The sequence below is a fragment of the uncultured Turicibacter sp. genome, assembly GCF_938044715.1.
GTDB lineage: Bacteria > Bacillota_I > Bacilli_A > MOL361 > Turicibacteraceae > Turicibacter > Turicibacter sanguinis.
This window is the reverse complement of the sequence record NZ_CALIOS010000025.1, coordinates 1-24,256: the sequence shown is the minus strand read 5'-3', so window position 1 is coordinate 24,256 and position 24,256 is coordinate 1. Positions and strand designations below refer to the sequence as shown.

Annotated in this window: 27 protein-coding genes and 2 pseudogenes; 26 read left to right on the top strand and 3 right to left on the bottom strand. The window is 30.5% G+C overall.

The window, feature by feature from the left end; genetic code table 11:
• The first annotated feature begins 153 nt into the window (after positions 1–153).
• From QWC74_RS02780 to tnpB, 3 genes are all read left to right on the top strand, one after another.
• Positions 154–1,590 (top strand): oligosaccharide flippase family protein, encoded by a 1,437-nt coding sequence (locus tag QWC74_RS02780; RefSeq protein ID WP_155223113.1) that lies wholly within the window; start codon positions 154–156, stop codon positions 1,588–1,590.
• 675 nt (positions 1,591–2,265) lie between these two features.
• A complete protein-coding gene (locus tag QWC74_RS02775) occupies positions 2,266–2,460 on the top strand; it encodes a hypothetical protein (RefSeq protein ID WP_155223112.1) in 195 nt (64 codons plus the stop codon).
• Entirely contained in the window at positions 2,450–2,680 is a 231-nt protein-coding gene (tnpB, locus tag QWC74_RS02770; RefSeq protein WP_155223111.1) for an IS66 family insertion sequence element accessory protein TnpB, read from the top strand. Before QWC74_RS02775 ends, tnpB begins: the two co-directional genes overlap by 11 nt.
• A 42-nt stretch (positions 2,681–2,722) precedes the next feature.
• On the opposite strand, the gene istB is transcribed toward tnpB, so the two are convergent.
• Complete coding sequence (gene istB / locus QWC74_RS02765; protein ID WP_155223110.1) at positions 2,723–3,469, bottom strand: IS21-like element helper ATPase IstB; 747 nt, start codon at positions 3,467–3,469, stop codon at positions 2,723–2,725.
• The gene (istA, locus tag QWC74_RS02760; RefSeq protein ID WP_288993905.1) at positions 3,457–5,040 is read right to left on the bottom strand and encodes an IS21 family transposase; all 1,584 of its coding nucleotides are present in this window, start codon (positions 5,038–5,040) and stop codon (positions 3,457–3,459) included. Before istA ends, istB begins: the two co-directional genes overlap by 13 nt.
• Before the next feature lie 157 nt (positions 5,041–5,197).
• Between istA and QWC74_RS02755 the strand changes: the two genes are divergently transcribed.
• The 22 genes from QWC74_RS02755 (at position 5,198) to QWC74_RS02650 (ending at position 23,163) form a co-directional block, all read left to right on the top strand.
• Positions 5,198–6,439 carry a glycosyltransferase gene (locus QWC74_RS02755; protein ID WP_006784126.1) on the top strand — a complete coding sequence of 414 codons (1,242 nt, stop codon included), beginning with the start codon at positions 5,198–5,200 and terminating at the stop codon, positions 6,437–6,439.
• A gap of 44 nt (positions 6,440–6,483) precedes the next feature.
• The gene (locus tag QWC74_RS02750; RefSeq protein ID WP_006784125.1) at positions 6,484–7,119 is read left to right on the top strand and encodes a sugar transferase; all 636 of its coding nucleotides are present in this window, start codon (positions 6,484–6,486) and stop codon (positions 7,117–7,119) included.
• 41 nt (positions 7,120–7,160) lie between these two features.
• Complete coding sequence (locus tag QWC74_RS02745; protein WP_006784124.1) at positions 7,161–8,327, top strand: nucleotide sugar dehydrogenase; 1,167 nt, start codon at positions 7,161–7,163, stop codon at positions 8,325–8,327.
• A gap of 428 nt (positions 8,328–8,755) precedes the next feature.
• Complete coding sequence (locus tag QWC74_RS02740; protein ID WP_006784128.1) at positions 8,756–9,205, top strand: JAB domain-containing protein; 450 nt, start codon at positions 8,756–8,758, stop codon at positions 9,203–9,205.
• A 68-nt stretch (positions 9,206–9,273) separates the two neighbouring features.
• Positions 9,274–9,501, top strand: coding sequence for a DpnD/PcfM family protein (locus tag QWC74_RS02735; RefSeq protein WP_006784127.1), 228 nt, complete (start codon positions 9,274–9,276; stop codon positions 9,499–9,501).
• 369 nt (positions 9,502–9,870) lie between these two features.
• A complete protein-coding gene (locus QWC74_RS02730; RefSeq protein WP_006784126.1) occupies positions 9,871–11,112 on the top strand; it encodes a glycosyltransferase in 1,242 nt (413 codons plus the stop codon).
• 44 nt (positions 11,113–11,156) lie between these two features.
• Complete coding sequence (locus tag QWC74_RS02725) at positions 11,157–11,792, top strand: sugar transferase (protein WP_006784125.1); 636 nt, start codon at positions 11,157–11,159, stop codon at positions 11,790–11,792.
• Positions 11,793–11,833: 41 nt separating this feature from the next.
• A complete protein-coding gene (locus QWC74_RS02720; protein ID WP_006784124.1) occupies positions 11,834–13,000 on the top strand; it encodes a nucleotide sugar dehydrogenase in 1,167 nt (388 codons plus the stop codon).
• Between the two features lie 428 nt (positions 13,001–13,428).
• Entirely contained in the window at positions 13,429–13,878 is a 450-nt protein-coding gene (locus tag QWC74_RS02715; protein WP_006784123.1) for a RadC family protein, read from the top strand.
• Between the two features lie 65 nt (positions 13,879–13,943).
• Positions 13,944–14,117, top strand: a complete 174-nt coding sequence (locus QWC74_RS02710; protein ID WP_006784122.1) for a DpnD/PcfM family protein — start codon at positions 13,944–13,946, stop codon at positions 14,115–14,117.
• Positions 14,118–14,329: 212 nt separating this feature from the next.
• Positions 14,330–14,695 carry a hypothetical protein gene (locus QWC74_RS02705; protein ID WP_288993903.1) on the top strand — a complete coding sequence of 122 codons (366 nt, stop codon included), beginning with the start codon at positions 14,330–14,332 and terminating at the stop codon, positions 14,693–14,695.
• Between the two features lie 21 nt (positions 14,696–14,716).
• A complete protein-coding gene (locus QWC74_RS02700) occupies positions 14,717–15,235 on the top strand; it encodes a DUF1643 domain-containing protein (RefSeq protein ID WP_006784120.1) in 519 nt (172 codons plus the stop codon).
• Between the two features lie 139 nt (positions 15,236–15,374).
• Complete coding sequence (locus QWC74_RS02695; protein ID WP_040763857.1) at positions 15,375–15,737, top strand: hypothetical protein; 363 nt, start codon at positions 15,375–15,377, stop codon at positions 15,735–15,737.
• A gap of 1 nt (position 15,738) precedes the next feature.
• Positions 15,739–15,870, top strand: a complete 132-nt coding sequence (locus QWC74_RS02690; RefSeq protein WP_006784119.1) for a hypothetical protein — start codon at positions 15,739–15,741, stop codon at positions 15,868–15,870.
• A gap of 21 nt (positions 15,871–15,891) precedes the next feature.
• Complete coding sequence (locus QWC74_RS02685) at positions 15,892–16,176, top strand: DUF960 family protein (protein ID WP_155222932.1); 285 nt, start codon at positions 15,892–15,894, stop codon at positions 16,174–16,176.
• Positions 16,177–16,465: 289 nt separating this feature from the next.
• Positions 16,466–17,530, top strand: a complete 1,065-nt coding sequence (locus QWC74_RS02680; protein ID WP_155222931.1) for a hypothetical protein — start codon at positions 16,466–16,468, stop codon at positions 17,528–17,530.
• 159 nt (positions 17,531–17,689) lie between these two features.
• Positions 17,690–18,346, top strand: coding sequence for a hypothetical protein (locus tag QWC74_RS02675; RefSeq protein ID WP_155222930.1), 657 nt, complete (start codon positions 17,690–17,692; stop codon positions 18,344–18,346).
• Positions 18,346–20,052: a DUF927 domain-containing protein gene (locus QWC74_RS02670; RefSeq protein WP_155222929.1), complete on the top strand. Its 1,707-nt coding sequence runs from the start codon at positions 18,346–18,348 to the stop codon at positions 20,050–20,052. Before QWC74_RS02675 ends, QWC74_RS02670 begins: the two co-directional genes overlap by 1 nt.
• Positions 20,049–20,219, top strand: a complete 171-nt coding sequence (locus QWC74_RS02665; RefSeq protein WP_155222928.1) for a hypothetical protein — start codon at positions 20,049–20,051, stop codon at positions 20,217–20,219. Before QWC74_RS02670 ends, QWC74_RS02665 begins: the two co-directional genes overlap by 4 nt.
• 32 nt (positions 20,220–20,251) lie before the next feature.
• Positions 20,252–20,959: a hypothetical protein gene (locus tag QWC74_RS02660; protein ID WP_155222927.1), complete on the top strand. Its 708-nt coding sequence runs from the start codon at positions 20,252–20,254 to the stop codon at positions 20,957–20,959.
• Between the two features lie 292 nt (positions 20,960–21,251).
• Positions 21,252–21,950, top strand: coding sequence for a hypothetical protein (locus QWC74_RS02655; RefSeq protein WP_155222926.1), 699 nt, complete (start codon positions 21,252–21,254; stop codon positions 21,948–21,950).
• A gap of 211 nt (positions 21,951–22,161) precedes the next feature.
• Entirely contained in the window at positions 22,162–23,163 is a 1,002-nt protein-coding gene (locus tag QWC74_RS02650; RefSeq protein WP_288993899.1) for a hypothetical protein, read from the top strand.
• A 55-nt stretch (positions 23,164–23,218) separates the two neighbouring features.
• Here QWC74_RS02650 and QWC74_RS02645 read toward each other — a convergent pair.
• A pseudogene (locus QWC74_RS02645) lies at positions 23,219–23,542 on the bottom strand (IS3 family transposase); the annotation flags it as partial.
• 589 nt (positions 23,543–24,131) lie between these two features.
• Here QWC74_RS02645 and QWC74_RS02640 point away from each other — a divergent pair.
• Positions 24,132–24,256, top strand: a pseudogene (locus tag QWC74_RS02640) (IS1595 family transposase); the annotation flags it as partial.

Below are 24,256 nucleotides of genomic sequence, written 5' to 3'. Positions count from 1 at the left end.
TGAATATCGTCAAAATACCCTTAAAAAAGTTGTTTAGTTTAGTGTTGACAATCCAGTAATCTATTATCTAATCAAAAATAGTTTTAATGGATTAAATCTTGATCTTAAAATTTATATGATGGAGATAAGGGGAATAGAAAGAGGATTATTACAATGAATCAAAATAAGCTAAGGCAAAATATTATATATAATGCAGTCTATCAGGTAATGAAGTTGTTTATTCCAGTTTTCACAATCCCTTATTTATCAAGGGTTCTCGCTGTTGAGCAAATTGGGATTAATAGTTATACACTGTCTATTATTCAGGTTTTTATCATATTTTCATTTTTTGGAATAAATAATTATGGTGGTCGAGAAATTGCACGGACATCTAATTTGCAGGATAGAAATAAACAGTTTTGGTCGATATGGTTACTACAGCTATTTTGGACATTCTGCTCTTTTATTTGCTTTATCGTATTAAATAATTATTTTTTTATAGCTTATAGAAATATTTTCTTTATACAATCTTTTTTAATATTAATAAATGGTTTTGAAATATCTTGGTTTTTTATTGGGATAGAGGAATTTAAGCGAGTTGTTGTAAGAAATACAGTCATTAAAATTATCTCAACGCTATTAATATTTATTTTAATTAAAGATCAAAATGATTTTATCTTGTATATTATTTTAAATGTTATTACAACTTTAATAGGTAATTTAATATTGATGATATCTGTTAGAAAATATATTTCGAAATTCAGTTTTGATTTCAAGTTGTTGCTTATTCAGATGAAAGAATCTTTTCTTTTTTTTGTTCCGCAAATTGCTATTTTAATGTATACAACGTTAGATAAAACAATTCTAGGAGCCTTGTCTACAATGAATCAAGTTAGTTATTACGAACAGAGTCAAAAATTTGTTCGTATGGCTATTACCTTAGTAACATCTGCAGGTGTAGTAATTATGCCAAGGATGACAAATTATATAAAATCTAAAGAATGGGATAAATTTGAACAATTATTTGAGCAAAGTTTTTGTTCTGTGAATTTAATTAGTTGTTATACTGTCACCATCATAATGAGCGTTTCATCTTCTTTTGTGATCTGGTTTTTTGGTGAGGAATATGCTGTTGTTGTTCAATTGATGCGAATAACGGCAGTAATAGGAATTTTTATCCCTTTATCAACAATGTTATGGAATATTATCCTTATTCCTTTAAATCAAGAAAAGGTTGCAATAAAATCAGCAATATATTCTGCTGTAATTAGTCTATCTTTAAATCTTATCCTGGTTTCTAAATTAGGAGCATTAGGAGCTGTCATTACCTTATGTTTTGTAGAATTTTTTAATTTTGCTTACCGAATGTATTATACTAATAAATATTATAGTTTATCAAAATATCAAACTGTGCTCGTGAAAAATTTCTTGATTTGCATAGGAATCGTAATTATTGTTAATCAACTAACATTAACCTTACCTGCAACTTTATTAACAACAGTTATTCAAGGAGCTTTATCAACTCTTTTATTTAGTATTTCTTTCATTGTCTTTAAAGATAAGTTCTTCATTAGTATTATTAAAAAAGTTTTCAATTATATTAAGAGATAATGTTAGCCTGGAATTGATCGTTTAAAAATATTTATTGGATACAAAAAGTTATGGTTTTAATCAAGGTTACTCATATTTCTCTGGTGTTAAATAGTGATCTATCAAGAGTGGATAGACGAGTCTGTCAAGTTAAGTGTGTAAACTGTTTTAAAAAAAAATTATAAAAAGGGGGGAATCGGTTTGGATAGAAGATTAATAATTGATTTAATATTTGACTCCAGTTTGAAATTTGGCGGTGCCACTTCTTTTTAGCTTCCATTACCTGGAATTTGAGGATGGTTCATTTCGTTCTCTGCCAGGGGACCCATGGTCAATGTCAACAACTTAAGAAAAATGATTAGTACTAAACATAATCATGCAATCTATTTGAATTAGTTTCTAAACTCCCTAATACTTAACTTTAGAGTAAGCACGTAATAATAACACCGATACAAAAATAGTTACTAATCCTGTAAACTAAAAGTACAGAGTTAGTAGCTATTTTTTTTATATCGTTACTGGCAAAGTTCTTGGACTGTTTTTGTCCATGGCAAAAAGTCCACCAATACGTCTGAATTTCTAATGAAGTCCGTATTAGGTAGTTTTTCAGTGTAAGCACGTAATATAAACATGTCTATTTTGACCTCCAACTTTGAGCTATACTGTAGCTATCAAAGAAAAGGAGGTCAATTTTCTATGAAAGAAAAGCCTATGATAATTCCAGTTGCATTGAGTGACTCTAATTTAAAGTCTCACTCAAAATCTGCGACTAATAAGGATATACCTACTTGTCAGTTTAAAATTAAAGATGCTGAAGTGCTGTTTTACAATGGCGTTGATAAACATATCTTACATGCCGTTTTAGCGGAGATGTCAAAGTATGCTCGTTAATTTTACAGAAGTTCAAAACATCTTCATTGTTTGCGGTCACACCGATATGCGTTGTGGAATTGATGGCTTAGCGAATTTAGTTTCAGATAAATATAATCTAGACTTATTTCACGATGCCATCTTCTTGTTTTGTGGAAGAAAAAAAGATCGCTACAAAGCTTTATACTGGGATCGTGACGGATTTATGTTATTTTATAAACGAATTGTATATTGCAAGTGAAAAGTTAACAGAATTGAAATTTAATTTTTAACTTTGTTGCTTTTATTCACTTTCTAAGAATTTTTTAGATTGTTGTAGACGGTAACTTGTTCCATTCATGTTAATGACATAGGATTGATGAGTAATACGATCGACCATTGCGGCTGTAATAATAGGATCATGAAAGATTTCATTCCATCTTGAAAAAGGTAAATTAGTGGTAAACATCGTAGATGCTTTTTCACATCGAGTTGAGATGAAGTTGAATAATAATTCTGCTCCCTCTTTATCAAATGAGATATACCCAAGCTCATCTAAAATTACCAGATGATATTTATCAAACTTCTTTTTTAATCGTTGTAAGACACGCTCATTCTTTGCTTCTTTTAATTCAATAATTAAAGTTGGAACATGAGCAAAATAGACATGGTATCCCGCCTGACAAGCCTTAATTCCTAATCCGATGACGGTGTGACTTTTACCCGTTCCAGGATTACCAGCTAGAATTACATTTTGTTTTTTCTCAATAAAATCTAAGCTTTTTAAGGTTTGATAATGTTTTTGCGCTTCTAATGGTAACGCGTTGATATCAAGTTCTTCTAAATGTTTTAGATAGGGAAATTTAGCCGCTCGTATACGGGAATTCACACTATTTTGTTGTCTAAGTTCTACTTCATATTGAAATAGATTAAGCAAGAACTCTTCGTAGGATTGATTTTCGAGTCGGGCCTGTTCTAAGTGGAATGAAAAATTTTGATGAATATAAGGTAAGCGTAACGTTTTGGTGTAGGTTTTAATTAATTGATCCATGAGTTTTCTCCTTGACTATAAATTGAACTAATTTCAGATAATTGATGATAACAAGCTTGTTCAATAGGGGCCTCTAATAAATCTTTTGAGCCAGAAGGCTTTGAATTTAAATTTACTAAATAATTGATGATTTGATTATTTTGAATCGGTAAGCCTTGTCGCTGTAACCATTCAATGGTAAACTGAATTGTTTCGAGAGAATTTTGTTCAATGATTGTTAAGAGATAGATAAAATCTCGTGGATTTGTGTTATAATAAGTTTGGAATATGTTTTGAAGCCAGGGAGTAGCTTGTTTGAGAGCCAAGCTATGCGCAATTGCCCCAGGCTTCTTTTTTAATGTCGCTAAATAGTGATGAATATCGATATGATATTGATGACGTCCAATTAAGCGTTTCGCCTTGAATAAAAAGCGATCCTGATAATACACTTTAATCTGTTGAATGTTTTTCCGTACCGTCACCTCTTTACCAACCAAGTAATCCGGAACAGAATAAAAATTTGAATCTACATGAATTAAGCTATATTTATTCACTTTATAAGTTGAAGTTAAATACGTATCAAGTGGGACCCGATAAGGAAGTAAATGTTTCTGTTCTTGTGCAAATACCGCATCTGCAGATTGGTTTGTCTGCTGTTTTACTTTTTGATTTTCACGAGTTGTTGCGTCTAAAAGTGCAGTCACTGCATCTGCAATTGTTTTGAAACGATGACATTTACTATAAGCTTTTCGACGAATTAATTCAACCGAACGCTCAACATGACCTTTTTCATGTCCACTATAGGGATTCGTATAACGAGCCGCATAACCATAATAATTCGTTAACTTTTTAACCGCTTCAGTAGGTTGCTTTTCTCTCCCAGCTAAATAGGTCACTTGAACGCGTGCATTGTCATAGACCACTTCAGTTGGAACGCCTTGAATTTCTTCAAAGAAGCGAGTATGAATATCAAGAAAAGCCTCTGTATTTTCGTGTGAGTACAGATAAGCAAATCGCTTATCACTGTATTTTAAATTAAATACCCCGATTTTAAAGCGACGCTCAGCTCCAAGTTCGTCAATATAAAGAGTCACATCTCCCCAGTCAAATTCAGCCACTTGTCCAGGTTCATAAGCCTGTCTAATAAAGGCTTCTTTTGATCGTTGAGTTTGTTTAGCGATATAGGCACAGACTGATTGATAACTAATATCTATTTGATTTGAAATCAACCATTCATAAATATCTATATTTTTCATGATGAGTTTACGTTTGCCTTGTTGAATTTTTTGTTTATTTTCTAATAAACAAGTATTAATCATTTCCTCCACATCAGGTGTTAACTTAAACCGTTGACGGTTACTAATATCGTACTTAGGCTTAGCCGATAAACGAATGATAATCTGTTCTTTTTCTTGAGTAGTTGTCGCTGATTCTAACTCTTTCAAATCTGTCTCATATTGCTTAATATACTTACTCACAGTTTGTCGTGTCATGCCAATCTCTTTCGCAATCTCGGTATAAGATAGACCTGTTAGATATAAGCGAATCATCTTTTCTTTTTTCTCCAATGTTAACACTCCTAACTCCTCCATATCTCTAGTCGATATGGATAATTTTATAAAAGAGATGTTAACTTTTCAAATGCATCCCCGTTAATTATTAGAATACTATAAACAATTATACAGTATTCAACGTTTTTCGACAATTATACGTATTGTTTAATAGATTGAAAAAGTAGGAGGAAGTTATATGAAAAAACAAAAAGTTATTATCTACAGTGTATTTATTGTATTTTTACTGCTTATTGTTTTATTAAATATGAAATCTTCAACTCAACATCAAATGATTAGTGTATACGGTGGAATTATGTTAGCCTACCTAATGTTCAAAATGGTGCTTGCATTTAATTATAAACATGTTGAAAAAGATTTTGACACTGATAAAAAAGTCAGTGTATTAGTACCGGTATATAATGAAAAAACTGAATTGTTAATGGAAACTATTACTACAATTATGCAACAGACCTATCCAATTCATAGTATTTATGTTTTTGATGATGGTAGTTCAGATACTTCAGCGATTGAAGCTGTAGAAGCATATAAATTAACGTTAGGATCAGAAGCAGAAAAAATTCACATTTACAAGTCACCTGTTAATGTTGGAAAAAGAATGGGTCAAATTTATGGGATTAAACGTTCAGAAGCCGATTTCTTTGTTACAGTTGATAGCGATTGTTTCTTACATAATAATGCAATTGAAGAATTAATGAAACCATTTAATGATCCTACAGTCTACGCTGTAAGTGGACATGTTATAGCTAGAAACAGAAAAGTTAATTTATTAACCACATTAATTGATATGCGCTATGAAAATGCATTTCGAGTAGAGCGTGCAGCGCAATCAGTAACAGGTAATATACTGGTATGTAGTGGACCTTTAAGTGCTTATCGTCGTGAAGTATTAGTTGATAATTTAGAAAAATATGAATCACAAATGTTTCTTGGTGCTCCTGTTCAATATGGTGATGATCGATGTTTAACTAATTATGCCATTCAATATGGGAAAACAGTCTATCAATCAACTGCGATTTGTGAAACTGATGTTCCAGAAAGTCTTTCTAAGTTTTTAAAACAACAAGTTAGATGGAATAAGTCATTCTTTAGAGAAAGTATTATTGGACTAAAGATTGGATTTAAAAAACCATTTGTTTTATTTTGGATTATATTGGAATTAGGTCTATGGTTAACTTTTTCGATAGCTTTAATTTTAGGTGTTTATTATCAAGTGACTAACTTTGCCTGGACTTTAATCTTTTATACCATTTGTATGTCTTGTTTAACGGCATATTCACGAAATGTATTCTATATTATACGACAGCCATTTCTTTTCTTATTAGCTCCACTATATGGGATTATTCATATGACATGTCTTTTGCCTATTCGTATTTATGCTTTATTTACATTACGAGATAAAAAATGGGGAACTAGATAAAAATAAACGTTTGATATTTTTAAAGTTAAAAGAAGGTGGATTGTGTGGATAATCTGCAATTTCAATCGATAATTTTAAAAAAAGATCAAAGTAACAACGTAAAAAGATATTATTTTATCAAACGAAATTTTGATATAGTTATATCTCTAATGGGGTTAGTTTTATTAAGTCCCATAATATTATTTTTTTCTGTATTAGTCTATATTGAATCACCGGGAAAAGTCATCTTTAAACAAAAACGAATTGGAAAAAATGGTAGTGTTTTTACGTTGTACAAAATAAGATCAATGCGATTAGATGCAGAAAGAAATGGAGAACAATGGACTCAAGAGAAAGATACTCGTATTTTAAAAATTGGTACATTTATAAGAAGAACAAAGATTGATGAATTACCGCAATTAATTAATGTTATTAAAGGAGAGATGACATTAGTAGGGCCTAGACCAGAAACTCCAACATTAACATTCAAATTTAATGATAAATATCCTGGATTTGTTAATCGATTATCAGTTACCCCTGGACTAACTGGGTTGGCTCAGATCTCAGGTGGATACGATCTGAACCCACATGAGAAATTAAAAAAAGATTTAGAGTATATAGGGAATCAAAGTTTAATAATGGATATATGGATTGTTCTAAATACTTTTCTTGTAGTTATTACTGGAAAGGGAGCAAGATAAGATTAAAATATTAATCAATAAAAAATAAAGGGAGATTGAAAATGAAAATAACAGTAGTAGGAATTGGTTATGTAGGATTATCAAATGCGGTTTTGTTATCTCAGCACAATGAAGTGATTGCATTAGATATTGATAAAGAAAGAGTAGATATGCTTAATAACAGAAAATCTCCCATTGTTGATGAAGATATTGAAACATATCTAAAGGCTAGAGATTTAAATTTAATTGCTACTACTGATGAATTAATAGCATATAGTCAAGCAGACTACATTATTATTTCCACACCAACAAATTATAATGCTGAAAAAGGTGCTTTTGATACCAAAACAATTGATCATACCATAAAGAAAATTCAATCTATTAACGCTAAGGCTACTATAGTAATAAAGTCAACTGTTCCAATTGGTTATACAGCTGAGGTTTGTAAATTATATGATACAAACAATATTATATTTTCTCCTGAATTTTTAAGAGAAGGTAAAGCATTATATGATAATTTATATCCATCAAGAATAATAATAGGTCAAAAATCGAAAAACGCACAGATATTTGCAGATTTATTGTTACAGGGAGCTGTGAAAAAAGATGTTCCTATGTTGTTTACAGGTTCTTCAGAAGCTGAAGCTATTAAATTATTTTCTAATGCGTACCTAGCATTACGTGTAGCGTATTTTAATGAATTAGATACCTATGCAGAAACGCACAATTTGAATACAGAGCAAATTATTAAAGGAGTCTGTTTAGATTCGCGTATTGGATCCGATTATAATAATCCTTCTTTTGGATATGGAGGATATTGTCTTCCAAAAGATACTCAGCAATTATGTGCTAATTATGAAGATATTCCTAATAATATTATCAGTGCGATTGTATTAGCCAATCAAACACGTAAGGATCATATTGTAAATATGATTATTAAAAATAATCCAAAAACTGTTGGAATCTATAGGATAACAATGAAAACTGATTCTGATAATTGTCGCACATCGGCAATATTAGATATTATACATTCTCTTATTGCTAGAGGCATTAATGTAGTCATTTATGAACCTAAAGTTAGCCAACAGATTGATTTAGATTGCCAGATCCTCGATAAATTAGAAGAATTTAAGAAATTATCTGACATCATTGTTGCTAATCGAATTTCTGATGAATTAGATGATGTAAAGGAAAAAGTATATAGTCGAGATTTATTCAATAAAGATTAATTGTATATTATAAATTATTTTGAAGTTCTGTTTTTAATATTTCCAGATGTTAAGTAATAAAAAGCGAGTCAATCTTGATATAGTACCACAATCATAGACCCTAAAGTAAGTCTATGATTGTGGTACTTTTTCTATGTAATCAAAAGAAGTTCAATGGTAACTTTTAAGCATGTAATATAAACGTTTATTTTAACCTCTAACTTTGAACTAAAACTAAGTTATCAAAGAACAGGAAGTCAGTTCTTTTGATTAATGAAAATCCAATGATTTTTTAATTAAATTAATCCTCAGATTCTCAATTATCCACTTCTTTTTCGAATATAATTTTTAAAAGAAATGGGAGTGAATGAATAAAGTAAGTTAAATGTAATAATAACATTTATAAACATATATTATTTCCTTGAATGATTATTCAGGAGGTAGTATGCATGTCGAATGTCGCAAAACGTATTAATATCGTATCCATTAAAATGGTAAAGGAGTCCAGCTTCCTTTATCAAACACGTCAAATCTTATCACCTAGTGATGCCTATGAAATGATTAAAGAACAACTAGAAGGAGTAGATCGGGAGCAGTTCATTATTGCTTGTTTAAATACAAAAAATGAACCGACTAATATCACATTGGTATCAGTAGGTTCATTAAATAAAGCAATTGTACATCCAAGAGAAGTCTTCAAAACAGCCATCTTATCGAATGCAGCGAGTATCATGGCGTTTCATAATCATCCATCAGGTGAAACTACACCATCACAACAAGATATTCAATTAACCAAACGCTTATATGAAGCAGGTGAGTTACTTGGTATCAAGTTGTTAGATCATCTCATTATCGGAGATGGTTCTTTTACATCATTAAAAGAAAAAGGTTATTTATAAGGAGCTAAGTGATACAGAAGTCGCTTAGCTCTTTTTATATATCATGAATAAGAGAAGGAGAAGAGATAATGAGTTATAAATTAACGATTTGTATTACTGAAACATTGGAACGTCTGATTGAAGTAGAGGTTGATAACATTGACTGTGATCCGATTGAATATGTTAGACAACAATATCTTGATGAAGAAATCATCTTAGATGCTAATGATGCTTGGTTATCTCTTTTTTTGCTAATTTTAATAGTAATTGTGCTCATGGTGGAGGATACTGCCACCATGGATACAAGTTCATCATAAGATTACATTTTATAGTAGGCTATTATATCGATGAAATGTTTTATCAAAATACTTGAAACCATTGATAATAAACAAAAAAACATATCTAAACTCAGAATCACCTTCTGTACTTAGATATGTTTTTTTACTGTAAATATTGCGGACGAGAATTTTTTGGTGGAGATGGGGCGTACCGGTTAGTATCCACGCTTAGTTTTATAAAGTGCAATAATTATTGATTCAAATTCAGTAGTATACATCCTCATATCGGCACATACTTTTAATTCTATTTGACATTTTTTATTTTGTTATATAAAATTATACAGTATTCAACATTTTTCGACAATTATACGTATTGTTTAATAGATTGAAAAAGTAGGAGGAAGTTATATGAAAAAACAAAAAGTTATTATCTACAGTGTATTTATTGTATTTTTACTGCTTATTGTTTTATTAAATATGAAATCTTCAACTCAACATCAAATGATTAGTGTATACGGTGGAATTATGTTAGCCTACCTAATGTTCAAAATGGTGCTTGCATTTAATTATAAACATGTTGAAAAAGATTTTGACACTGATAAAAAAGTCAGTGTATTAGTACCGGTATATAATGAAAAAACTGAATTGTTAATGGAAACTATTACTACAATTATGCAACAGACCTATCCAATTCATAGTATTTATGTTTTTGATGATGGTAGTTCAGATACTTCAGCGATTGAAGCTGTAGAAGCATATAAATTAACGTTAGGATCAGAAGCAGAAAAAATTCACATTTACAAGTCACCTGTTAATGTTGGAAAAAGAATGGGTCAAATTTATGGGATTAAACGTTCAGAAGCCGATTTCTTTGTTACAGTTGATAGCGATTGTTTCTTACATAATAATGCAATTGAAGAATTAATGAAACCATTTAATGATCCTACAGTCTACGCTGTAAGTGGACATGTTATAGCTAGAAACAGAAAAGTTAATTTATTAACCACATTAATTGATATGCGCTATGAAAATGCATTTCGAGTAGAGCGTGCAGCGCAATCAGTAACAGGTAATATACTGGTATGTAGTGGACCTTTAAGTGCTTATCGTCGTGAAGTATTAGTTGATAATTTAGAAAAATATGAATCACAAATGTTTCTTGGTGCTCCTGTTCAATATGGTGATGATCGATGTTTAACTAATTATGCCATTCAATATGGGAAAACAGTCTATCAATCAACTGCGATTTGTGAAACTGATGTTCCAGAAAGTCTTTCTAAGTTTTTAAAACAACAAGTTAGATGGAATAAGTCATTCTTTAGAGAAAGTATTATTGGACTAAAGATTGGATTTAAAAAACCATTTGTTTTATTTTGGATTATATTGGAATTAGGTCTATGGTTAACTTTTTCGATAGCTTTAATTTTAGGTGTTTATTATCAAGTGACTAACTTTGCCTGGACTTTAATCTTTTATACCATTTGTATGTCTTGTTTAACGGCATATTCACGAAATGTATTCTATATTATACGACAGCCATTTCTTTTCTTATTAGCTCCACTATATGGGATTATTCATATGACATGTCTTTTGCCTATTCGTATTTATGCTTTATTTACATTACGAGATAAAAAATGGGGAACTAGATAAAAATAAACGTTTGATATTTTTAAAGTTAAAAGAAGGTGGATTGTGTGGATAATCTGCAATTTCAATCGATAATTTTAAAAAAAGATCAAAGTAACAACGTAAAAAGATATTATTTTATCAAACGAAATTTTGATATAGTTATATCTCTAATGGGGTTAGTTTTATTAAGTCCCATAATATTATTTTTTTCTGTATTAGTCTATATTGAATCACCGGGAAAAGTCATCTTTAAACAAAAACGAATTGGAAAAAATGGTAGTGTTTTTACGTTGTACAAAATAAGATCAATGCGATTAGATGCAGAAAGAAATGGAGAACAATGGACTCAAGAGAAAGATACTCGTATTTTAAAAATTGGTACATTTATAAGAAGAACAAAGATTGATGAATTACCGCAATTAATTAATGTTATTAAAGGAGAGATGACATTAGTAGGGCCTAGACCAGAAACTCCAACATTAACATTCAAATTTAATGATAAATATCCTGGATTTGTTAATCGATTATCAGTTACCCCTGGACTAACTGGGTTGGCTCAGATCTCAGGTGGATACGATCTGAACCCACATGAGAAATTAAAAAAAGATTTAGAGTATATAGGGAATCAAAGTTTAATAATGGATATATGGATTGTTCTAAATACTTTTCTTGTAGTTATTACTGGAAAGGGAGCAAGATAAGATTAAAATATTAATCAATAAAAAATAAAGGGAGATTGAAAATGAAAATAACAGTAGTAGGAATTGGTTATGTAGGATTATCAAATGCGGTTTTGTTATCTCAGCACAATGAAGTGATTGCATTAGATATTGATAAAGAAAGAGTAGATATGCTTAATAACAGAAAATCTCCCATTGTTGATGAAGATATTGAAACATATCTAAAGGCTAGAGATTTAAATTTAATTGCTACTACTGATGAATTAATAGCATATAGTCAAGCAGACTACATTATTATTTCCACACCAACAAATTATAATGCTGAAAAAGGTGCTTTTGATACCAAAACAATTGATCATACCATAAAGAAAATTCAATCTATTAACGCTAAGGCTACTATAGTAATAAAGTCAACTGTTCCAATTGGTTATACAGCTGAGGTTTGTAAATTATATGATACAAACAATATTATATTTTCTCCTGAATTTTTAAGAGAAGGTAAAGCATTATATGATAATTTATATCCATCAAGAATAATAATAGGTCAAAAATCGAAAAACGCACAGATATTTGCAGATTTATTGTTACAGGGAGCTGTGAAAAAAGATGTTCCTATGTTGTTTACAGGTTCTTCAGAAGCTGAAGCTATTAAATTATTTTCTAATGCGTACCTAGCATTACGTGTAGCGTATTTTAATGAATTAGATACCTATGCAGAAACGCACAATTTGAATACAGAGCAAATTATTAAAGGAGTCTGTTTAGATTCGCGTATTGGATCCGATTATAATAATCCTTCTTTTGGATATGGAGGATATTGTCTTCCAAAAGATACTCAGCAATTATGTGCTAATTATGAAGATATTCCTAATAATATTATCAGTGCGATTGTATTAGCCAATCAAACACGTAAGGATCATATTGTAAATATGATTATTAAAAATAATCCAAAAACTGTTGGAATCTATAGGATAACAATGAAAACTGATTCTGATAATTGTCGCACATCGGCAATATTAGATATTATACATTCTCTTATTGCTAGAGGCATTAATGTAGTCATTTATGAACCTAAAGTTAGCCAACAGATTGATTTAGATTGCCAGATCCTCGATAAATTAGAAGAATTTAAGAAATTATCTGACATCATTGTTGCTAATCGAATTTCTGATGAATTAGATGATGTAAAGGAAAAAGTATATAGTCGAGATTTATTCAATAAAGATTAATTGTATATTATAAATTATTTTGAAGTTCTGTTTTTAATATTTCCAGATGTTAAGTAATAAAAAGCGAGTCAATCTTGATATAGTACCACAATCATAGACCCTAAAGTAAGTCTATGATTGTGGTACTTTTTCTATGTAATCAAAAGAAGTTCAATGGTAACTTTTAAGCATGTAATATAAACGTTTATTTTAACCTCTAACTTTGAACTAAAACTAAGTTATCAAAGAACAGGAAGTCAGTTCTTTTGATTAATGAAAATCCAATGATTTTTTAATTAAATTAATCCTCAGATTCTCAATTATCCACTTCTTTTTCGAATATAATTTTTAAAAGAAATGGGAGTGAATGAATAAAGTAAGTTAAATGTAATAATAACATTTATAAACATATATTATTTCCTTGAATGATTATTCAGGAGGTAGTATGCATGTCGAATGTCGCAAAACGTATTAATATCGTATCCATTAAAATGGTAAAGGAGTCCAGCTTCCTTTATCAAACACGTCAAATCTTATCACCAAGTGATGCTTATGAAATGATTAAAGAACAACTAGAAGGATTAGATCGTGAACAATTCATCGTGGCTTGCTTGAATACTAAAAATGAACCGACTAATATCACAGTGGTATCAGTAGGTTCACTAAATAAAGCGATTGTCCATCCAAGGGAAGTCTTTAAAACAGCCATCCTATCGAATGCAGCTAGTGTGATGGCGTTTCATAATCATCCATCAGGTGATACCACACCATCTGATCAAGATATTCAATTAACCCATCGGTTAGTTGAAGCAGGTGAATTATTAGGAATCAAATTACTGGACCATCTCATTATAGGGGATGGTTCTTTTACATCATTAAAAGAAAAAGGATATTTATAAAGGGCTAAGTAACGAATGATGTTGCTTAGCCTTTTTTATATGTTCCAAATTAGGAGGAGAGTATTATGAGCTATAAATTAACCGTCTGTATAACGGAAACTTTAGAACGAGTGATTGAAGTCGATGTTGATGAAATGGATTGTGATGCAGTTGAATATGTTAGAAGGCAATATCTTGATGGAGAGATCATCTTAGATTCATCAGATTTAGTTCATACAGAATTTGAAATCATGAAATAACATCATTGACATCATCCGGCAAAATATTCCATAATAGAAATGCAACTGATTTATGGAGGTGGATAGGATGTTTGGTGTTTATTATGAAGAAGATGAAGATGAGTGACGTTGTGACTCAGAATTAAAAAATTAAAGATTGATTAATAGAGGACCAAGTGAACTTTTGTTTGCTTGGTCCTTTTTATTTGTCTTTATATAAGGAGAAGGTTGAAATGTTGAAGTGGATGAAGGTAAAGGAACTTGTTCCAGTGGAGTTAGATGAATCCAAGTCAATAGGAATGATGAGATTAGACTGGTCAGGATCAAGGAGAGATGAAGTTTGCAATAAGTGGTTACCATCACAACAGTTTGATGATGTTGTAGATAAATACAATATATCTATCCCAGCATTACAAGTTTTAATCAAGGAGTTAATCTTTGAGCAGTTAGATGTATTTAGTAAAGTCATTGATCGATGTAGAGGAGAGGGATATCGTTATGAACAACTATTCAAAGTTGAAACCGCTGATTTCAATTTCTATCTTCGATTGAAACCTGTAAAAGATGAATATAGTTATCTCTTTATTTATCATCGTTAAACAAATAAAGGAGGGTTGAAAATGGCAATCGTAAATAGAATGAGTCTAAGAACAGAAGTCGTATACAGTGATGATATGGAGCATCGTTATATCATAAGGAAAGAGTGGGATAAAAATAAACCTAAAGCAACCATTATTATGATTAATCCATCTTCGGCAAATGAAGTAGAGATCGATCATACAACGATGAATGTCATCAATAATCTAAATCGGTTAGATTATGGAGCAGTCGATATCACAAATCTCTTTTCTTTAATTTGTCCCAAGATTAGTTATAGAAAAGAGATTACTGAATTAGTGGAGGAAGAGAATGATGTCTACATTGAAAAGTCATGTTTAAAGTCAGATATTGTGATTATCGCATGGGGTTCAATAGGGGAGGGGAGTAAGAAGATAACAGTAAGACAGGAAGAGTTACTGGAAAAACTAAAACCATTTAAAGATAAGATGTATGTGATTTGTGATCCATACCGCAATATCCCCATGCATCCATTATGTCCACGTATTAAGAATGAGTGGCGATTAGTAAAGATGTACTAAGCATGATTTATTGATTGATAGAAAGTGTATTTAATTATAATTAGTTGTAATTAATTAACAAATAAAAACATTCATGAAAAGACCTAGCCTTACGGGGCTAGGTCTTTTACATAGGAACAAAGAAAGGATGAAATAAAGAATGAAAATTTGGAAGTTAGAACAGTTAAAGCAACAAACACACCTAGATGAGAGGGTACTAACCAAAGCAGAAGAGATACTTAAAGTCTTAAATGTTCATTATGGTGATGAACGATTAGTCACTGATTTAGGTGGCTATATTCTGTTAGCAGAGGAGGAAATCCATGATTTCATTAACCAATATCCAACATTAATTCCGGAATACATCGAACCGTTTGAAGGTCATGATCTAAAACAGTATGTGGAAGTGTTGTTTATGTTATCCAGTGATGATCATGTGGTGATTTATCTATTAGAAGAAACATTACAACAAATGTATCCAATATTAGTTCAACGTTATGAATCATTAGAGGGAGGTCAGTAGGATGATTTATTGGTTAAAAGTGATAACGGTAGTCTTAGAGCTCGTCATGGAAGGGTTGAGTCAAATGGAAGCCATTGATCGGATAGCTGATCGATTAGGACTTGATCCCGAAGATATCAAACGCTGGATGTAAACGAATAAGGAGGAATCAAACATGAAACGATACTTAACACGTGGAACCAATGACCAAATTCCAATCGATATTCAATTTTTCTGTTGGCAATGTTACGAAGCAGCTAAAGCCAGAGGAGAATACGACTATTTACAAGTCTTTGAATTGACAGTCACTGCAGACCATATGCAACAGATAGAACATAGACAAGAGGTTCCAGAATATAAGCAAGTCTATCAAATCAACTCACTTAATCCAATGAAGCAGAAAATCTTCATCATAGATGAAGGAGAATATGCCACGATGTTGTTAGCAGAGGAATATTGATTAAAAAAATAATGTTTCAGCCTAAAAACTGAAACATTATTTTTTTTTTGTTATATTTGGTATAATAATAAAATGATTATTTTCTGATGATAGAATGAATAAACCCGAAAACCCATAAACCCGTAAAAAAATATATATCAGAAAAAAAAAGTAAGAGTTTTGTAATAGATAACGAATTATGATTCGAAAAATAACGGGTTTTCGGGTTGAAAATTAAATTGTTTTTCAAATAATGGAAAAGAAGATAATTTCATAAGTTAGATGCTAGTCAATAAAAGGAGATAATTTAATGATTATAGAGCTTATTAATCACCATATCAATCAAATGGTTGATTTAATGTTTCATCAATATGTTACAAATCATTTTTATATTGATTTAGAGGATATTAAAAAGTATGTTCGATTCTATTTTTGGGTAACACACCTTCAATCGCTAGAACCGACGTATAGTGTAACGAAAGTAAATGAAATGATTATTAAAGATGAAGGATTAGAAGATTATTTTTACCAAAATGGTGGAAAAAACAGTAATCTGGATACATTTATTGAAAGGGGGATAGATCAATATCATGGAATAAATTTTCGAACTATTCAAGAAAAAAAATTACGAAGTGAAAAATTGAAAAATACAAATATGAGTGGAAATTGTTATATGAATAGAAAGATAGATCTTAAAGAGTCACAAATTCATCAGTATAAAACTCATCGTCAGATAAAAGATCAAGGAGATTATTTTAAAAATAATAATGATTCAAAATTGGAAGCGTATAGAACCACTACAGGTCGTATTAATAGAGAGCTTAAAAATATAAACTTAAAAAATTTAAAAGAATTATATGAGCATTATAAATTGAAAATTGAAGATTCAGATGTAATAAGTAAGAGTTTAGAATGTTATCAATTGGAAAAATCGCTACAATATAATTTGTTGATTTCTATATTACTTCATGTAAGCAAATATTGTAATTCCGAAGAAGAAGCACTGCAAGCTATTTCTGATTTGCGATTACTATTTCTAAATCCACTGGTGGATAAAAGACAGAAATATGTACCATTATATTTTACATTGGACGCAGCGAAAAAGGAGAGATGGGTTCAAGAGATATTGGGTTTAAATAAATTTATCGATATTTCAATTTTAGGTGTATTTCAAGATGACAGTATAGCTGGTCTTTTAGAGTTAATAAAAAATCAATTAAATTATGAGATCATTACAGGATATTATGAACTGGATGATTTCACAGTCCATTATAAGAAGAAAGAATGTAACTTAGACTATTATCGATTGATATTAAAGCAAATTATGGATTTAAACCATACAATTGATGAATTAAATAAAAGCAGTAAAAACTAGAAAACATCGGAAAACGATGTTTTTTTTTATCTCTAAATTTCAAAAAAATCATGATTTTTGAAAAAATACGGTTTTTTCCCAAAATGAAAAGCATTCAAAAGCTGGTATTCTAATGAGGTCGGCAAGAGCTGATGAAATTAGAATATCGGAGTGATTATCGTGAGTGTTAAGTCTAAAAAGTACAGTAAGCAAAATTTTCATTGTGAAAGTGGAATTGATTTAAACAATCTTTCTCAATGGTTTAAGGAAGAAATGGTTTTTACTTATTTGCCGGATGGTATTTATTACGGTAAAACTGGACTAGTAGAGCTAAAAGCAGGTAAAACTGGACCTCGATTGATTATTAATGTTTCATTAAAAGATGACGATGGGATGAATGTTGCGCTAAAGTATAGTACACAGTTTTCTCCTGACAATTATTTTTTAAAAAGGTTATTTCTAGAATTTGAAATTGATTTACAAGCTTACCCACTTGATCTAGAGTCTTTAGCAGGGGTCTATGTAAGGGCAACCGTAAAAAATAATGGTCCTTATTGTAATGTCGTAGATATGATTCCTTTAGAAGAGGAAGAAATTAATAATTTTATTACTCAAAGTCGAGCAGATTCCGTTAGATTAGAGTTTGAATCGTCTGAAGATACTGTATCTACTGTAGAAGAGACTAATCATCTTGTGGGGGAACAAGCGAGCTGTTCAGAGCAAGTAGAAAATATAGAAGATGATTTAGACTTGGACTTAGATTTAGATGACCTAGATGTTGGTGTGTCAGACGAAGAACTTGAGGACTTTATTTTTGAAGAAGGAGATGAATTATAATGGTGGAAACTAACATTACTAGATATCCGAATGTTATACACAAAGATATATATTACACAAATTTTTATCTTTACTACAATGATACTAATAACAACGTATATAAAAAAATTGGACGTTATATTGGAGTTAGAGAAGTTGAAGTCGATATTGATACCCATCAAGCAATGGTAATATTAGAGTTCTACCCCATTTATGGGGGGGAACTCCGAACTCATAAAGTAAATTTAAGTACTCTTTTATCTACAAGTAAACTTGAAGATTTAAACAGTATAGGCGCAGATGTTACTAGTTTAAATAAAGGATACGTTTTACAGCATCTCCGTAATGCGTTGGATAATGTTATACAATCGTATATACATACTACACTTGGATTTTCAGAATATGACAATAAGCTTGTCTTTAAGCATTATAACCTCATTGGTGGCACTAAATCTTCAAAGTATGATGGGGTGTATAGTGTTAAGCCTAAAGGAACATTTAAAGCTTGGGATAGGATGTATCAAAGTGAAGTGAAGGGGAATATTCCCTTAGAAGCAGTTGTACTATTTGGGCTTACAGCACCGACCGTTGCCTTTTTAGGTGAAGATGTTCACGTCCAATCTCAATTGATTCATATTGTAGGTGATAGTAGTGTAGGTAAAACGACAGCTTTACAACTTGCTATATCTTTATTTGGTGCGCCGACTATTTCTAAAAATTCTCTTATCTTTAATTATAATTCAACCCAAAATGGTTTAATAAAAAAATTAAGTGGAAATATGGGGATTCCAATGGGAATTGATGAAGCTAGTATGAGCTCTACAAAGGATTGGACTGAATTCTTGTATATTATTACAGGAGGAGAAGATAAGAATCGGATGACAAAAGATTGCTTGTTAGCAGAACAATCACCTTTTCGTACAGTAGTACTATCTTCAGGAGAGTTTTCTCTTATTTCTAAAGCTGCTAATAATACGGGAATTAGAGCTCGTGTTTCGGAGTATTCAGGTATCACTTGGACTCAAGATAGTGAAAATTCTAACAAGATTAAGAGCATTTGCTTAGATAATTATGGCCATTTAGGACCTAAATTTGTCGAAGAATTGATGAAATTGAATAAAGAGAGTCTAGTTAAAGCTCATAAAAGTTGGTGCAATAAAATCAAATCAAAGTTAAATCATGCTCATATTAAGGATCGTTTGGCACAAAAATTAGCTATTTATATGTTAACAGGTCATATTGCTAATAAAAAGTTGAATCTACAGCTTGATTTAGAAGGGATATTAGACTTCCTAATAACAAATGAGAATTGTAGATTAAGTGAAAGTGATATTGCCATTAAAGCTTATGAGTACATCATGGAAATTGTCTCAAAAAATTTTCATCATTTTAAGAAAACAGTACGTCGATCTAGATCAAACCGTAATGTAAATAATACTGAGTGCTGGGGATTTTTGATAACAGAAATCAGTAAAAAGAATAATCGAGAAGAGATTTTAGAGATTGGGATTGCGGAACATCAGCTTAGAGAATTTCTTGAAAAAGATAATAAGTTTCAATCAATGGATACGATTATTAATGCTTGGTTGAAAAAAGGTTGGATACTTCGCGGTAAAGATAGAATTTGTCAACGTAGAACAATTGGAGAAGAAAAGACACGTGTTAATTGTTATGTGTTTGATATACCTAAGATTAATAAGGAATTGTATGGAGATGAACAAAAATGAAGCAATATATAACGAAGGAAAGCCTAAAAAAGGGGGATTATGCTAATGAGCATAATCCTAATATAGGTAATGATTTAATCGATTTATTAAGTAATTGGCTTAGTGAGTTTTTGCTGACAAAAAGTCATCTCTTGATTAAAGAAAAAGATAATTTGAATGATAATTAGTAATTTATTATTTTAGACTTGGAGTGATATTAATGTATAATACAGAATTTAATTTAGTTAGCGATTGTAATATTCAAGATGAAATGAATGAATGTGAATACAATATCAATGAACTATATAGTTTCCAAAGTAATGATTATGTATTTAAGCCATTCAAACATTATTCGGAAAAAGCTAAAAGTTTAGCAGAGTCATTGCTTGAATATAGGGATCTGAGACAAGACGGTAGTGATTTAGTTAATGCCACATTGGCTATGAGTATTTTTTGCGATAATTTATACCGTGTATTTTATAATGAATTTAATATTGATCAAGATGGAAATATTCATAATTATTCAGTTAAAAGATTCCAGTCGTTGTGTAAAGCGCAAGGAGTTGAGTTTTCACGTGTTTATTGGGAAGGTAACTTGTTGAGTTTTTGTTGGGAGACTAGGGTTCCTGTATATCTTCCGGATGTAGAACAGTTGGTGCAAACACTACAAGAGTTCTTAGCTTTTATTGATTCGTTAGGAATTGAAGGTTTTTTCTTTGAGGAAATGTACTCTGATATTCGTGTATTTAAAGGAGAAAATTTAAAGTTTGATAAGCGTCTATTTGATACATATGACGATAAAAATCATCATCAAGAGCAAGAGCTTACAAATTCAGCATATGGATTACTACAAGAAGATGGAACGATGAAGTGTTATGATGTTAACGGTAATCCTATCACTTATGATGAAGCTTGTGATTTTGACTGATTCTTGTAGTACTGGAATCGTGTATTAACTTTTTCACACGATTCCAAATCTTTTAATGGTCCCTATATAGTCCAGGTTGATTTACGAGCTACCGGTGATGAAGATGGAATTTAAAATAAGGCTTTTAGATTCGATTTAAGCGGAGATAGAGTGTTTTGTAAGTCTGAGATTGAAGAATTACAAGTTGAATTTAAAACCTATCTAAGGTCGCTAAAATACGTTTTTAGATGAATGTTTAAACTGTCTAATACGTAATTAATCGTTCATTATTTTTAAAGTTGGAGTGATATGAATGTACAATAAAACATTTGATTTAAACAGTGATATGATCTATCAACAGATTAAAAATGAAGGAGAGTATAATGTGAATGAAATCTATGATTTAAAATATGAGGAATATGTATTTAGGCCATTTAAGCAATATTTTGATCAAGCACAGGATATAGCTACTCTATTACTTCAAGAGGTTGGTCAAAATCTGTCGTTCGATAAGTTGTTTAATGTAAAACTAGGAATGAGTATTCATTGTCAAAATTTATATCGTGTATTTTATAGCAATTTTTTTATGGAAATGGGAGTTAACATTCATGAATTTTCAATTAAGGAATTCCAATCTTTATGTATAGAACAGGGGTTAGAATTTTCGGATGTTTATTGGGAAGAGGGACTACTTAGCTTATGTTGGAAAACAAAAGAGCCAGTATACCTTCAAGATGCTGCTCACTTAGTACGAACTATTCAAGAGTTTTTAGCTTTTATTGATTCATTAGGAATAGAAGGTTTCTATTTTGATGATCTTCACTCTGAGTTTAGCGTTTTTAGGGGTAGAGGCCTAACATGGAATAGAGAATTATTTGAGACATATGGAAACAAAACTGAGTATCGAAGATGCCAGCTAAAGGATGCATCATATGGATTACTTCAGGAAGATGGAACAGTGGAATGTTATGATGCAAGTGGCAATCTGATAAGTTATGGTATTAATGAGTAAAGATAGTTTAATTACGAATAGCTAAGTTATCAAATCTTAGCTATTCGCCTCAAAAAGAAGAGTTTATGTGAAGAGTAAAATTTATGTATACGTAAAAGGTCAAATTTTAAGTATCATGAATATGGAGTCGTTAAAGCAAGGGATTCAATTAAAAAAACTGTCTAATTAATTGCAATTTACCCAATACACGTCAAGAAAGTAGGTATAGAAAATGGATAATAAATTTGGGAAAGATTTAAGTTTAAATGAATTCTTATCGAAAACAGGTTATAAAAGATCATCATTTTATGATCGCCTAGATGATATGTATGGTGAAAAAGGAGCGTATAAAATTCCACAATATAAATTCAAAAAAATTGGTCGAAAGTTAGGTGAAAGAGAGGATCAAAAAAAGGGTGATAATGATTTTTTATTTAAGAAAGAATGGGCTGATTTAGCAGTTGTTTTAACTCGTATGTATAAAAATAACCCTATGTATTCTAAGGCATCTTCATATAAAAAAATGAACTTAGATAAATTTCAAGCATTTAATGCATACTGTTTGAATGAGATTGAAAATCTGAATGATAATCATAAAAATGAAGTGAAAACACATCCGATATATGGAGCAATGATTATGGAAAAAATTATGTTAGAAAGGGTTCAAGAGCAAATGAATGTCTTATTTAGATATTTATCTGATTCTTCAATAGAACAAAGAACTATTGTTTTTCAACATTTAGATATTAGTATCTCGCAACTGTTACTTGAATGTTTTTTAATTGGTGAAAATATTAAAAGTACAATTAAACACGATGCCAATGAGTTTCAAAAGTTTTTTCTTGGTGATTTTATGTATACCTTTATGGATTTATTTATAGCAGAATTATTAGCGAAGGAAGTAGATGAAGAGTTCATAAATGAGAAGAGAGAGTTTATCGAAAATTATGCTGAGAAAAATATAGAAACTACTTCTATTTCGATGGAGCAATATATAGAGAAAAGAGAAAAACAGGCGAGAGAGATTGCAATGAATACTCCAACCTTTGATTTGCTACTAGAAGGGTATGTAGCCAAACATAATTTATCTGATAGTCAAAAAGTAGTGTTATATGATTTCGCTAAACAGTTAGAGGAGTATCGCTTACAATATGGGAAACAAGTATCAGATTGTAAAGAGACTGTTTCACATGTTTTTTCTGTAATGAATGCTGAAATTTTAAGGAGAAATTAATATATTTTGTTAAAGAGTAATCTGTACCTTTTGTTAAGGAAAATTGAAAAGAAGACTAGGCAGTTAAAAGATGATTCCTGTATTCGACAGGAATCATCTTTTTTAAATTCCATTGATGTCGATAGTGATTATAGTAATAGATATAATCATCGATTTCTTTAGATAATTCTTCAAGGGTCATTGGTTCTTTTAGATTTATCTCGTCTTTTAGATAGCCGAAAAATGATTCTTGCGGAGCATTATCCCAACAGTTTTCTTTGGGTGACATAGATTGTTTAATCTTTAACTGTTTGATCTTTTCTGAGAACTTTGGATTTGTATAGTGTGAACCTTGATCAGAATGGATAACTGTTTGTTTCGCTAACTGGATGTTAGAATTTATGGGAAAAATGATTTTTGTAATTTAAGCAATTTAAAATCACATGATATTGGTTTACACAAATATTTTATAATGAACTATATGCTTCTTATAAATAATAGATTTTTAAATAGATTTTTAGCTAAACAAATGAATGATTTATAAAAATGGGTATGGATTTAGAATAGTAAAAGATAATGAGAGAAATAAAATTATTACTATTTAAGAGGAGGTATCTATAGCATTGAATAATATGATAGCAACGAGAATACCAGTAAAAGTCTACTATGATAAACATGAAGATAGAATAAAGATGTATGGCTCAAAGCGAGAGCTTGTTAAAACTCTTTATTGTACATTTTGTCTTGTGTATTTTATAAAGGTGAGAGGTTAGATGAACGAGTAGATAATTTAAGCTTTTCTTAAAATCATTTTAAAAGGTGAACTCTATTAGTGAGGTTAAGTTCATCTTTTTTGTGTTCTGCTTTAGCCAAATGTTGATGACTAAAATTATTGATTTTATAATGTTTAATTTAGTCTGTAGTGAATTAGTCAGATGAAAAAGAATTTCTGAGGAAACACGGAAAGTTTATATGCAGTTACAGAATAACTTACCACAACCTTTTTCTGGAAACATAAAATTTTAGATGCTCTGAACTCATTTATGGGAACGGGAGAAATTGATGGATTGGTTGAAGCAGACGAATGTTATCTTCGTTATAGCTATAAAGGAAA